This window comes from Synechococcus sp. Cruz-7E5 (genome assembly GCF_024345995.1).
In the GTDB taxonomy this organism is placed as follows: Bacteria; Cyanobacteriota; Cyanobacteriia; order PCC-6307; family Cyanobiaceae; genus Regnicoccus_A.
This window is the reverse complement of the sequence record NZ_JAGQCE010000016.1, coordinates 1-13,162: the sequence shown is the minus strand read 5'-3', so window position 1 is coordinate 13,162 and position 13,162 is coordinate 1. Positions and strand designations below refer to the sequence as shown.

The 13,162-nt window shown below is 60.5% G+C and carries 12 protein-coding genes; all 12 read left to right on the top strand.

The genetic code is table 11. The features are described from left to right. The first annotated feature begins 81 nt into the window (after positions 1-81). The 12 genes from KBY77_RS14130 (at position 82) to KBY77_RS14075 (ending at position 12,152) form a co-directional block, all read left to right on the top strand. Positions 82-1,185 carry a hypothetical protein gene (locus KBY77_RS14130; protein WP_255105784.1) on the top strand — a complete coding sequence of 368 codons (1,104 nt, stop codon included), beginning with the start codon at positions 82-84 and terminating at the stop codon, positions 1,183-1,185. 121 nt (positions 1,186-1,306) lie between these two features. Beyond that, positions 1,307-2,233: a glycosyltransferase family 4 protein gene (locus KBY77_RS14125; protein WP_255105782.1), complete on the top strand. Its 927-nt coding sequence runs from the start codon at positions 1,307-1,309 to the stop codon at positions 2,231-2,233. After that, positions 2,230-3,438 carry a glycosyltransferase family 4 protein gene (locus tag KBY77_RS14120; protein ID WP_255105780.1) on the top strand — a complete coding sequence of 403 codons (1,209 nt, stop codon included), beginning with the start codon at positions 2,230-2,232 and terminating at the stop codon, positions 3,436-3,438. Before KBY77_RS14125 ends, KBY77_RS14120 begins: the two co-directional genes overlap by 4 nt. A 4-nt stretch (positions 3,439-3,442) precedes the next feature. Beyond that, positions 3,443-4,558: a glycosyltransferase gene (locus tag KBY77_RS14115; protein ID WP_255105778.1), complete on the top strand. Its 1,116-nt coding sequence runs from the start codon at positions 3,443-3,445 to the stop codon at positions 4,556-4,558. Beyond that, positions 4,542-5,777, top strand: a complete 1,236-nt coding sequence (locus tag KBY77_RS14110; RefSeq protein ID WP_255105776.1) for a hypothetical protein — start codon at positions 4,542-4,544, stop codon at positions 5,775-5,777. Before KBY77_RS14115 ends, KBY77_RS14110 begins: the two co-directional genes overlap by 17 nt. A gap of 4 nt (positions 5,778-5,781) precedes the next feature. Continuing rightward, on the top strand, positions 5,782-6,771 hold the full coding sequence (locus KBY77_RS14105; protein WP_255105774.1) for an acyltransferase family protein: 990 nt from the start codon (positions 5,782-5,784) through the stop codon (positions 6,769-6,771). A 23-nt stretch (positions 6,772-6,794) separates the two neighbouring features. Then, the gene (locus KBY77_RS14100; protein WP_255105772.1) at positions 6,795-7,343 is read left to right on the top strand and encodes a putative colanic acid biosynthesis acetyltransferase; all 549 of its coding nucleotides are present in this window, start codon (positions 6,795-6,797) and stop codon (positions 7,341-7,343) included. Positions 7,344-7,399: 56 nt separating this feature from the next. Next, positions 7,400-7,957: a hypothetical protein gene (locus KBY77_RS14095; RefSeq protein ID WP_255105769.1), complete on the top strand. Its 558-nt coding sequence runs from the start codon at positions 7,400-7,402 to the stop codon at positions 7,955-7,957. Between the two features lie 377 nt (positions 7,958-8,334). Next, positions 8,335-9,159, top strand: a complete 825-nt coding sequence (locus KBY77_RS14090) for a glycosyltransferase (protein ID WP_255105767.1) — start codon at positions 8,335-8,337, stop codon at positions 9,157-9,159. 238 nt (positions 9,160-9,397) lie between these two features. Continuing rightward, positions 9,398-10,330, top strand: a complete 933-nt coding sequence (locus tag KBY77_RS14085; protein WP_255105765.1) for a hypothetical protein — start codon at positions 9,398-9,400, stop codon at positions 10,328-10,330. 8 nt (positions 10,331-10,338) lie between these two features. Continuing rightward, on the top strand, positions 10,339-11,280 hold the full coding sequence (locus KBY77_RS14080; protein WP_255105764.1) for a glycosyltransferase family 4 protein: 942 nt from the start codon (positions 10,339-10,341) through the stop codon (positions 11,278-11,280). A 191-nt stretch (positions 11,281-11,471) separates the two neighbouring features. Next, a complete protein-coding gene (locus KBY77_RS14075; protein WP_255105762.1) occupies positions 11,472-12,152 on the top strand; it encodes a hypothetical protein in 681 nt (226 codons plus the stop codon). The last annotated feature ends 1,010 nt before the right edge of the window (positions 12,153-13,162 follow it).

Below are 13,162 nucleotides of genomic sequence, written 5' to 3'. Positions count from 1 at the left end.
GTCATGGCCGTGATCCTGGCCTACTACTGCCTCTTGGGTCCTCTACTGGGGCTGGCCTCCGGGGCCTGGGCGCCTGGAGGCGTGAGCCTGCGCAGCGGCATGGTCTGGGGCTGGACGGGGGCTTTGGTGTTTTTCCTCTCAGTGATGCTGGGTTTCTATGGTCTGAAGCCCTGGCGACTCCCGCGCGCCTCTCTCCGTCGGCTCTCCCCGGAGTGGTGCCGACGTATCGGCCGCTGGTTGAACTTCCTCGGCTTTGGCCTCCAGGTTGTGGCGCAGGGTCCGCTCGTGCTGGCTCAGTTGAATCCGCTGGCCGCAGCGTCACTGGGGGAGGAGCTGCAGGGATGGGGCCTCTCGGGCGGTCTGGGGGTACTGAATTCCTTGCTTCAGTTCAGCCTGAATCTGCTGGTCCCAGGCACCCTGCTGCTCTTTGCTGCTGCCATTCATCGCCGCAAGGGATGGCCGGAAGTGATTCTCTGGTCTTTGATCGCAGCGGCTCTATACACCACGTCTGGGTTCCGTTGGCGTTTGGTGGTGCTGCTGGTACCGATGGTGATTCTCTGGTATCTCTGTCGCCAGAGGCGACCCAGGCTTGTGGTGATGGCCTTGTTTGCCTCTGGTCTGATTGCCCTGGCAGGGTTCATCGGCTTGACCCGTACCTATGGACAGGGCCTTGACATCAGTCAGGCAGGTGATCTGGGTGCCGAACAGGTGATTGATTCAGGTCTATTTGAAAGTACAGTCTTCTACACGACGGGAGAAGTAATTCAGCTGACACCTCAGCGGATCTCTTACATCGGCTTGACCCCTCTGGTTGGAGCTTTGGGTATTTTCATCCCCCGAGCGATCTGGCCTGATAAGCCATCGGCTGAGTATATTTCAACGGCAACAACAGCGGTTTATGGCAATACTGTCTATGCGGCAGGATCGGCATTTCTGAGTTATGCAGAATATTTCATGGTTTTTGGCTGGCCCTCGCTAATTGCGATCAGTATTCTGCTCGGCTGGCTCCTGCGTTGCTTGAATGCGTGGTTTTTGGAGCATCGATTCGATCCTTCGGCGCAGGTGGCCTACGTGCTGACCTCGGCCTTCCTTTATGTGGTTGTGAGCAGAGGTTATCTTCCTCAGGTGGCTTTGCTGTTCATCTTCACGGTGCTGCCGATCTTCCTGATACGGCGGATTGCCTGAGTTGGCTTTATGTGAATCTGATTGTCGCCCTTTGCGGATAGTTATCCTGGGGCCCACCATGCGCTATGGAATGGGTGGCGTTGAAACGCAGACTGAACAGCTTGCCAGGGCTTTTCGGGTCATGAGCCATCAGGTTTGTGAGCTGGAAACCTATCACTTACCTTGGGGATTGACTCGACTGATTCATGTCTGCAGGGCCGTTCTGCCGGCGGATGTGGTGCTCAGCATGGGGCTCAGTCTGAAAACCTGGTTGTTGGTGACGCTGCTGGGCCGTCCTGTGCTGATCAGTCATCACACGTATCTGGGGGGGGATGGCTGGAATCTGCGGCTCAAGCGCTGGATTCTGCGGCGTTCCCTCCACGTGGCCAACAGTGTTTTCCTGGCGGAGAAGTTGCGCGAGCTGGCCGATCTGCCCAGGCTCCCGATTGCCTTGATTCACCCCTGCTGCCCGCTGGAATGTCTTGCGCCCCAGGTCGGCCCCGATCACCCCCCCATGGACAGCCCTGGCTGGGACGTCACCTTCGTGGGACGCCACATCCCAGACAAGGGAGGACAGGTGCTGTTGGCGGCCCTGGAGAAGTTGGCGGCCTTTGGCTGTGGCTCCATGGCCGTGGCTTTTCTCGGTGCCGGGCCCGCTCAAGCAGAATGGCAACGCCTCTCCCTGGCCTGTGGTCAGCGGGTCTCGTTTCTCGGGTCGCTGCCTGCCTCGGAGGTGGCCGTGGAGCTGCGCCGGAGCCGGTTGGTTGTGATTCCTTCCCTTTGGCAAGAGCCTTTTGGAGTGGTGATGCTTGAGGCCCTGGCGGCCGGCTGTGGCGTGATTGCTTCCGCTGTCGGTGGTCTCCCTGAGGCTGGTGCTCAGCTGGCCCGCTACGTACCACCTGGGGATGTAGAAGCCTTGGCTGACGCCATCCGTAACGAGCGAACCCGGCCGGTACCCATTGACTGGGCCGCTCGCCATGCCCATCTTGAGCGCTTCCGGCCAGAGCGTGTGGCCCAGCTCCATCTGCAAGAGATCAACCGGCTGCTGGCTGCCCGGGCAGCGGCGTGACCGAAGCAGGCCGGATTTTGCTGGTCGGCCAGAGCTACGGGCGGGGTGGGGCGGCCACATCCCGGCTGTTCACCGAGTTGGCCGAAGCCCTTGCTTCCGCCGATTTCGTGGTGGAGGTTCTGACCTCGGCTGGAGCCGCACAAGCTTCCTCGAGCCAGTGGGAGGGAGGGGTGCTGGTGCATCGGGTGTCAGTGGGCCTACCAGGACGACGTATCCCAGCCAGGCTCACCCTTCCGCTGCTCTGGTTCCAACTGGTGCGCTGGTGCCTGTTCACCCGGCGGCGCTACCACCAGGCGATCCTCCTGGATACCCCTTACCTGCTCACCCTTGGTGGGTTGTTTCTGTGCTGGCGCCATGGCACTCGCCTGATTGCCTGGGTGATGGATCGTCCATTGCTGCAGATCAGCCGGCTGCGTCCGGAGGCTTCTCCTCAGGCTCGCCTGGCCCTGGGGCTCAACCGGCTCCAGATGGCGCTGTACCGCCACTGCCAGCTGGTGGTGAGCTTGGGAGAGTGCATGGCTGCAGCCCTGGCGGCCGAGGGAATTCCCACTGCGCGCCTGCGGGTGATCGGTACCTGGGAACAGGATGATTTACCCACGGCAGCCCTGCCAGCCGTGAGTGCACGCAGGATCTGTGGGCTGCCGGAGGCATTCACCGTGATGTACTCCGGCTATGCCGGGGCTTGGCATGATTTTGAGCCAATTTTCGAGGCTGTGGTGGCGCTGGCATTCAACCAAGACCTGCAGTTTCTCTTTTGCGGCCTGGGCCCTGGCATCGAGCGAATCCGCGTTTGGGCCGCAGATCATCCCAAGTCCCGAGTGCTGTTCCGGGAGCTGGTGCCACCCCAGCAACGGGTGGCGTCCCTCTGCTGCGGCGACGTTCACCTGGTGGCCCTGCGGGCCTCGATGGCGGGCACCTGCTGTCCCTCCAAGCTCGATGCGCTGCTCGGTCTCTCCCGGCCCGTGATCGTGGTGGCGCCGCCCCATACCCAGACAGCCCGCGACGTGGTGGAGACGGGAGCTGGTGTCTGCGCTCCCACGGGGCGGGAGCTGGTGGCCGCCATTCGCGCTCTGAAGGAAGCTCCTGGGTTTCCGGAGCCCTGGGCCAGGGCCGCTCACCAGGCCTTTCTGGTCTCCCATGCCGCTTCGGCGGTGCTGCCTCGCTGGTGTGCCCTGCTCGAGGAGCCTATCCAGGCGGCAATCTGATCGGATGATTCTGCACCTTTCCCATTCCGCTGGCGCCGTCGATGGCGGGATTGCCACCGCCGTGGCGGGCCTGGTGGAGGCGCAGCGTCTAGAAGGGGCTTCCGCAGGGTGGATCACGGCCGACCAGCATCCGGCCTGGCGACGGGACCTCCTCCTGCGGGATCAGGTGCTGCACCTGGCCCCCGATCTCGTGCACCTCCACGGTCTCTGGCGCAGCCCCACCCGCATCGCCCCGGCCCTTGCCCGAAAGGGCCTGCCGCTGCTGATCGCTCCCCACGGCATGCTCGATCCCTGGGCGCTGGCCTACTCTCGCCGGCGCAAGGCGGTGGTCTGGCGGCTGTGGGAACGTCGAGCCCTGGAGGCCGCCTCCTGCCTGCAGGCGCTCTGTCCGGCTGAGGCGGAAGCGATTCGGGCGCTTGGCATCTCGACGCCCATCGCCGTGATTCCCAACGGCGTGAACCTGCCGGATCCATCCAGAGGGCCCCTGCCCCCGCCCCCATGGAGCGGGATCGTGCCGCCCGGCGAGAAGGTGCTGTTGTTCCTCGGACGCTTCCATGCCAAAAAGGGACTCAGACCCCTGCTGACGGCCTGGGCCGCAATCGAGGAGGAGGCTCTCCGAGCGGGTTGGTGGCTGGTCCTGGTGGGATACGGGGATGGAGGTGCCACGGCCTCCGCGGTGGCAGCGGCCGGCCTCCAGCGCTGCCGGGTGTACGGCCCATGCTTTGGTGAGCACAAGGAGGCCTGCCTGAGTGCTTCGAGCGCCTTCGTGCTGCCCAGCTTCAGCGAGGGCCTGCCGATGGCGGCACTGGAGGCGATGAGTCGGGGTCTCCCCTGTCTCCTCAGCCCGGAATGTCATCTAGAAGAAGCCGTCATCGCCGGAGCGGCCCTGTCTGTACGACCGGAGGTAAAGGAACTTCGGAACGGAATCAGACGATTGTTCGCCATTGGCGAACCAGAACGGATGCAGCGAGGCAAGGCTGGAAGGCAAATGGTGATCAGTCATTATTCGTGGAATGTCATGGTCTCCAGGATCGCTGAATTGCACCGATGGCTACTGATAGGCGGTCTTTCTCCCGCTTTCATGGAACTTGGTGAACGTTGTGTTGAAGGCGCTGCGTAGGAATGGACATTCAATAGGGATGAACCAACCACCACATCAAGGTCATCTACGGAACCAGAGCTGGCTGCTAATCAACAGAATTCCACTCTTCTGTGCAGGCTTGTCGCTTGGCCTGGCATCGGTGCTGGTATTGCCTCGCATCCTGGATCTCTCCATGGTATCGGGCTGGTTTCCTGCTTATTACTATGTCAATTACTATCGCTTTGGTTTTGTTAAGCGAGCACTCGTTGGAACTCTGCTGACCCCATTGAATGTGATCTGCGGGATGGACGTGCGGCTGTTTGCTCTCCTGGCATTTAGTGTCGGACTGATGGTTTTCACGATTCTCTTCTGGAAGCTCTTCTCTGAAGCCACGAGTGCGTCTGTTTGGTTGACTGTGGGAATGCGCTGGCGACTTGCGCTCATGTTTGCTTTTTCGCCGGCTATTTTCTTGCACCTCGCTTACGATGCCGGGCGCACGGACGTCTTCTGGCTTTCATGTGGTATTGCTGCTCTGCTGCTTGCCTTCTCGAAGAGCTTGCCATTCTTATTCAAATTCTTATCCATCCTACTCCTAAGTTTCGCGTCGCTTCTTATTTATGAGGGCTCTGTATTCGTGATTGTCCCTTTTCTGTCCGTTGTCTTAGAGCGTTCAGATCGGCGTCGTGGCTTGGCGGCTGCTCTTGTCTACGCGCTACTGATGGCCCTCTTGACTTTGGCAATTCAGCACTTCGGCTCCTTTGAGGAGGGAAGTGCAGTTTTGGTTGAGCTTTTGTCTGGTACGGCCCCTGGGTTGGGCGATCCCCTTTCGATTGTGCTCACAGGGGATCTTGTTACAGACAACTTTCATCATGCTCTCGGTTCTCAGTTCAACTGGTTTGGAAACAATCCAGTTATTCTTGCCTATGCTCTCGTATGGGTGCTGCTGCTCGTCCGCTTGACTCGTGCCTCAAGCGACTTTCTTCGGTCTGGGCTGATCCTCGCAACACCATTCTTTGGATTATTCTTGAATATCATAGCACTTGATTACATTCGATATCTCTCTCTGGTGCTTTGCGTTTCGGCTATGTCGATACTTTGCTTGCTTGTATTTGACCCAGTTGCTGCTCGGGGTTTGCAGGGTCGCGTGCCTTTGCTTGGGATGTTGTTGCTGGGATTCGTACTTGGCCCCTTTGGCGTCGTTCCGGATCACGCCCTTCCACTCAACCCGCTCTCATTTATTATGTCTGCAGGAGGCTGACTGAGTGCTGGGTTCCTACCGCCTCTTGCTCTCTTTACTGGTGGCGCTGTCCCATGCCGGAGTGTCCATCGCCGGGGTCAACCCGGGCATTTGCGCCGTGATCTCCTTCTATCTTCTCAGTGGCCAGTCGACATCCCTGCTGATCAGGTACTCCTACATGGGCCAGGAGCGGATTGTCCCGTTCTATGTCGATCGGCTGCTGCGGCTGTTTCCCCAGTTTCTGCTCTACTCCCTGCTGGCTGGAATCGTGCTGATCACAGTGAGTGTCAGCTCTCCGTACACGATCGCCTTCACTCCGATGAAGGTGTTTCTCAACCTGCTGATGCTTCCCCAGGGCTATCTTTTTGCCCACACCCTGGAGGGAGCCCAGTTGCTGCCCCAGTCGTGGGCACTGGGTCTACAACTGTCGTTCTATCTGGCGGTGCCCTGGCTGCTGCTCTGGTTCCCCGGGCCTCAGCTGTATCTCACCGGCCTGGCATCGATGGCGGTGTTTCTTCTGGCTTACGTGGGGCTGGTCAACACCGATGCCGTGGGCTACCGCCTGCTGCCGGGCACCTTCTTCATGTTCCTGGCGGGGATGGCCTTTGCGGATGATCGGCTCTTCGCCCGCCGCTACCGCATTGCTGTGCTCGCCTTTGCTCTTTTGCTTTGTGGCGGGATGTTGCTGGATCCCCGGCTTCATGGCCTGCCGTTCAACCGTGAAGTGCTGCTTGGCCTGGTGCTCGGCATTCTGGTGATCAGCGCGATCCGGAACACCCGCTCCGGTTCTTTAGATCGGGCCTGCGGCGCCCTGGCCTACGGCGTCTTCCTCAACCACGTTTTGCTCATCTGGATTCTTCAGACGTTCTCCGGAGAAGAGAGTCTCCCTGGCCCCTGGTTGCTGCTGTTGCTGGCCGCCTCCCTGGTGCTGGCCTGGTGCTCCTACGTGGGTCTGGAGCGCCCCCTCGACCAATGGCGTCGGGCGCGTCGCCGCCGGCTGGCGCCAGCCTCCTGACTCCGATCTCCTTCTCTGCGCCTGTGGCTGTACCTCTCCAGGATCTGGCTCACTACCGCCTGCCGCCCGACTGGCATCCCGGCGTACCGCGCTGGCGCCAGGCGCTCTGGCTCCTCCTGGGCCAGCCACTGCTGGGCTCATTCCTGCCAGGCACCCCCTGGCGGAAGGCCCTGCTGCGCCTGTTCGGGGCCCGTCTTGGAGAGGGGGGTCGGCTCAAGCCCGGCCTGCGGGTGAAGTTCCCCTGGCGGCTGGAGGTGGGTCACCACTGCTGGCTGGGGGAAGATGTATGGATTGACAACCTGGCGCCAGTTTTGCTGGGAGATCGGGTCTGCCTGTCGCAGGGTGTGTACCTCTGCACCGGCAACCACGACTTCCGCACCCCAATGTTCCAGCTGCGGGTGCAACCGATCACCATCGATCACGACACCTGGATCGCCGCCCGGGCCGTTCTGGCTCCCGGCACCTGCGTGGGCGTGGGCGCGGTGGTGGCGCTGGCGGCGGTAGTGAAGGGTGTTGTTCCAGCGGGGAGCATCATGGCTGGCAATCCGGCTCGGGCTGTTGGCCGGCGGTGAGGCATGAGCGCTCAAGGCCTGAATGCCTGCTTCCAGCCTCCCTGGCCGGGATCTCATTGGCAGCGCTGCTGCTCTGGTGGTGCTGGCCTGGGCTGGCTCCGCGCTTGCGCCCCGCAGGCGGGGTTTCCGCCGTGGTGGTGCTGGCCGAAGATCCACGCCGCACCGAGGCAGCACTCGACCGCTGGCTGCCCATGACTCAGGCCTGGCTGGTGGTGCATACCGGCCCCCCCGGGCAGCAGGCCAGTCAGGCCCAGCTCACCGCCCGTGCTCCATCGCCGCAGGCTCTCAGCCGGGTTGAGAGACTCACCTGTGGACGCGACACCCTGGGCCAGATCACCTGCCTGGCGGTGGCCCTCCGCCGTTGGCGCCAAACACCCGGCGGCCCCGCGATCGGTTCGGTGATCCTGGTGACGGGGCAGGAACATCTCTCACGCGCCCTGGCCATTGCCCAGGTCGTCCTGGGGGGCCAGGGGTTGGCTGTGACAGGCTTTCCTGCAGACACCAAGGGCGTCCCGGAGGATCCCCTGCGCAAACAGCGCGACCGCCTGCGCGCCCAGCTCTGGCGCGCCACCGGTTGGGATGGTCGCCCATCGTTTCTCAGTTCGGAGGGCTGACTGGGGGAAGTTTCAAAATGGCTGGCCACACTGATCCAGCAGCCTTGCGCCTATCGTCCCCGCCCGAAGGCCTGTCAGCTGGCGGATCAGGCCCGGCGTAGCCAGCTGAGTCAATCCGATATTGTTGCCGACCTCGTGGGCTGTTGCGACAGCGCGCCGGCAGATCTTTCCACTAATCCCCCCTATCTCGCCGGTTTTGGTGAACGCTGAGCATGGCGCGGTGCGGCTGCCCTTTGCGCTGCAGGAGCAGACCAAATCTATCGCTGCCACGGCCGCCAGGCCATTCCCCTGATCCACCCCTGATCCCTCGCCACTGCCCCACGCTCCGGCGACGACGGCGCCATGGCTTCACACCCTCGAACACCAATCTGGACTGAGTGACCCAAACCAGCTTCGCCCCGCGACTGCTGATCGTGGTGCCCACCCTCAACTCCTTTCAGCTCCTGCCCCGGCTGGTGGCGTCGCTGCGTGGCCAGTCCAGAGAAGGCTGGCGGGTGCTGTTCATCGATGGCCCCAGCGGCGCTGAGCACCGGGCCTGGCTCCAGCGCCTCTGCGCCGACGATCCACGCTTCGCCTGGATCCCCCAGGATCCCGCGCTGCCGGGGATCTTCGGGGCGATGAATCAGGGCTTCGCTGCCGCCGAACACCACGACTGGCTTCTGTTCTGGGGTAGTGACGACTGGGCCGCCAGCCCGGAGGTGTTCGCCCGGCTGGAGGAGTCCCTGGCTGAAGCCCACTCCGCGGGCGCTGTCCCCGGTCTCTATCCGGATCTGATCGTTTGCCGGGGACGGTACGTATCTGTGGCGGCCGGCACTGGATGTCTTGGCCGCGCCACAGCCTTCCGTTGGTTCGGCGCCTACCGCCGCTCCCTGGCTCTGGGCTCGACGCCCCCCCATCAGGCCACGCTGATCGGCCCGGGCGCACGGCTCTGCCTCAGCCGCTATGCCTCAGGTTTCCAGCTCTCGGCTGACCTCGACTACTTTCTGCAGCTATCGCGTTTCCCCGAACTGAGGATCACCCGCCTCGATCTGGAACTTGTGCACATGGCAGAGGGCGGTGTGAGTGGTCTGCACCATCGCCGCCGCCTGCAGGAGGTGCGCCGGGCCTACCGCCGCGCTTTCGGCGTGCTCTGGCCCGTGCCCTTCCTGCTGCGTTACGTGCAGCGAGTGCTGAGCCTGCTTGAGTGCCGGTATCGACCCTAAGAATTGACGCGAGGCCTAAGGCGAGTGGTGTACGAGCAACAGCAGGATTCCCACCCCATCCGCCAGCCAGGTGTGTTGCGGTGGCGCCTTCAATTGCCTGAACCGGAGGCGCTCATGGCTCCGCTGCCTGAGAAGGAGCTCCAGGCCATCGAGGCCGGCTTGCTTCCCTGATGGACGTCCTGCTCGAAACCCACGCTCTGCTCTGCTGGCTGGCCCCGTTCCCCTGCCGACGGCTGTGGTGAGCCAGCCGACCACCCTGGTGATCTTTGGCGCCAACAGCCTCTGCGGCGAGGCCCTGATCGAGCAGCTCCCTGAGGGCACCCCCTGGCGGTGCCTGGGGCGCCGCTTGCCGCCGGGTGTGGCCGCCGACCACTGGCAACACTGCGAACTGAATGATCTGACGGCCACGGGGCTACAGGCCGCTGCCGCCGCTCTGCCAGCAGGGCCTCAGGTGTGGGTCGCCTTTGCGCACATCTGGCTGGCGGCGCCGTTCCTGCAGGCGCTGCGAGCCAGCCTGCCTGGCTGCCTTGCCGACCTGCGCGGGGTGGTGGCCTGCTCATCGTCAAGTGTGATCACCAAGCGCTTCGCAGCCAACGGGTTCGATCGGGAGTTGGTGAGGCGCCTGAGCACGAGCCAGGAGCAGCTACTGGCCGACTGCACCGAGCTGGGGGTGCAGGTCCGCATCCTGGCGCCCACCCTGATCTATGGCCGCACGGCCCACAACGTTGATCACAACGTGGAGACACTGCACCGCTGGCTGCGGCGCCTGCCCGTGCTGCTGCTGCCGGCCCACACCGGATTGCGCCAGCCGATTGCGGCAGCGGATCTGGCGGCCGTGGCGCTGGCCCAGGCGCAGGAGCTTGCTGATCCCGTGCCCGAGGAACCCACAGCCGCCTCCGCCGTGTTGCCTCTTGGTGGCGATGACACCCTGAGTTATCGCGCCCTGCTGGAGCGAATCCAGGCGGGTGATCCGCGCGCGGCTCGCTGCCGGCTGCTGACGCTGCCCACCCCGCTGTTTCAGTGGCTGGCTTCACCGCTGCTGCTGGTGTCGCCGAAAACCTTCGAGGCGGTGTTGCGATTGAGCGCGGATCTGGCCGGTTTTGCCCGCGTTGCCGACCTCCTGGGGCGTCCGCCCCAACCCTTTCAAGCTCAGCCCCCACTCCCGCGATGAGCGCCAAGATGGGCAGTCCGCTTGCCAATGTCTCGATCACCGTGTCGCTGGCTGCAGCCGCCAGCTGGATGCTCCTGCTCGTTCTGCTTCCGTGGCTGCGCCGTGACCTGCTCGATCGGCCCAATGCCCGCAGTACCCACCACCAGCCCACACCTCGTGGCGGGGGAGTGGCCTTCGTGCTGGTGAGCGTTCTGTGGGGCTGGCCGTTGATTCCCCTGCTGTGCGCGCCGCTGGCGTTGGTGGGGCTTCTCGACGATCGGCTGGATCTGCCGGCAGCCCTGCGCTACGGCGCTCAGCTGGCCACCGCCGTTGCCCTGCTGCTGGTTGCCTGGCCGGGGGGGCTACTGAGCGGTTTGCTTGGCTGGCTGCTGCTGGCTGCGGTGGTGGTGGCGATCACGGCGGTGATCAATTTCTTCAATTTCATGGATGGCCTCGATGGCCTGGTGGCTGGCTGCTCGGCCGTGGTATTCGCCGTAGCAGCGATCAGCTCCGGAGCTTTCTGGCTCTGGCCGCTGGTGGGCGCCCTGCTGGGTTTCCTGATCTGGAACTGGAGCCCGGCGCGGGTGTTCATGGGGGATGTGGGCAGCACCTTCCTCGGGGCTGTCTTCGCCGGCGTGGTGCTGCAGTCGCCCAGCGCAGCCGATGGCCTGGGGCTGCTGCTTGTTGCTGTGCCGATGCTGGCGGATGCGGCGGTGTGCGTGCTGCGGCGGCTGGCGGCGAAGCAGCCGGTATTCCAGGCCCATCGTCTGCATCTCTACCAGCGCCTCCACCAGGCAGGCTGGTCGCATCGGCAGGTGTGCCTCGCCTACCTGGCAGCCACCCTGCTGATCGGCGCAGGTGTGCTGGAAGGTGGCGTCGTGGCTGGATTGCTCGCCACGGCCTTCGTGCTCAGCTGGGGCCTGTGGCTGGAGCGCATGGTGGCCCTACCGTTTGCCAAGGCCGCCAGGTAATTAACATAAATAAACGAGCGGCTTCTCGGTCTGGCCCTGATTTTGATTCAGAGCTTTCGCGGCGGGACATTGCTTCTATGACGATGTTTTGCTTTCCAATCCGAACATACTTGTGCCAATTGTAGAAGTGGCTGGCTTCCTGCGATTTTGCAAGGATATGGCCCTAAGTTAGAACCAATTAAAATTTAGTGATGAAGTATTCCACTTCAAGAGCATTTGGAGTCTTGGTTGCTTCGGCTGGTGCTGCTTGTGGCCTGAGCATGATTCCTGCTCGGGCCGTTGACTCTTACGTGTTAACTGGAACAGGCACTACAACTTCTTGCGTGACGGGAGATGGAAGTCAGACCCCTGCTGTGGGGACATTTGATTGCCCTTCTCCGTTAAATGCAGCACGCGCTTTTACCTTCAATCTAGCTTTTGGCCTAGCACCTGCATATACCATTGAACCTGGTGGATCAATGAGTCTATTTGCAGACGCTAATCCTACGCAAAGCACTGTTTTACTTGGCCAAGGTTCGCCTGTTTCAGACTACGATGGAAGTGTTTTTAGTCTAGGTGCAATTAGCACTTCCGATGAGGTCGGCCCTCCTTTCGATGATCCCCAGCTTTTCACATTTGACTTTCCAGCAGCCAGTTTGCCTGCATTTGGTGAATCTGTAAACGGATCAGACGCCGATGCCTTTTATTCAACATGCAACTCAGATGCCTGTAAAACCAATGGAAATCAGCGAATTTCTGGCTTAGCGAGCATCAACTTTACAATTACACGAGTGCCAGCACCTCTGTCAGGCTTGGCTTTGGTTCCACTCCTGAGTAGTTTGGGTATTCTTAGAAAGCGTTATACCACTGCAGTGTCTTCAAGCGATCTATAATCAATTTTTTGAATATAGAATTCCACTTTTATTGAAAACTGATCAATATTGCTTTGGCTTGCCAATTTTCAAGTTAGTCCTGTTTTGCAAGTTGGCATATTTTAGTTTAATTGAAAAGACATGTTATTAAGCATATCTTTTTGTGATTTTTCTGTATGTGTCTAGACATCTAGTTGTAAGAATATGTCATTTTCATTCTTTATTCATTTCTAATCTCTTCTGCTATCTTTTCTTAGACTCCATTCAAGTAATTGAATGAATTGGCATGTACTTTGTAGTACAACAATGGCAGGCAATCATAGGCACAGAGTTCATAGACATGTTTTATTTGCACAGATTTAGACTGTCTAGCGTCTGATATTGTACGATTTCGCCTGAATCTCTTATGTTCGACTGGTTGTGAATCAGGCCGTGAGTTAAGCTTTGATAAGCCGATGGCTTGCGCTATTTGATGCCTAGCAGCTAGCTGCCCATGTGCCTGAAAAATCTGCCTCCTGCTGCAATTCGGTCCATATCCTGCCTTATCTGGCTACTTTCAAAATCGTGAAGGCAGCAAAGCAGTTTCTGGTTGTTAGAAATTTATGAGCATATTAAGATGTCTAGGGCCGCCATTATCGGTTTTAATTGAGCTGACTGCCTAAGCCAAGCTGAGGAAGTTATGTCTGCGCATTTAGCGGTATCCTTTAGTCTCGATGCTCTATCAGTGGAGAGGGTGAGTTTCCTGAAGATCGCATGGCCAGACAGGCCAGGTAAGTGATAGAGTCAAGTCGGATAGAATCCCTCTATCAGCGATTTAGTCATGCCTGATTAGCATAAGGGAACCTCGAAATATTGCCATTATCGAAGCAGCCCTGAGAAGACACAGTCTCATCCTCTGCACATACAGATTTGCCAGATAACTGACATCCATAACTTCAAGGCGGGGCGATTATCCAGCTAACTGATGATCAGGCGGCCAGCGATAGCCTTGATGAGCAGTGCAGGTAACGCAGGAAGTTGTATGTCAGATT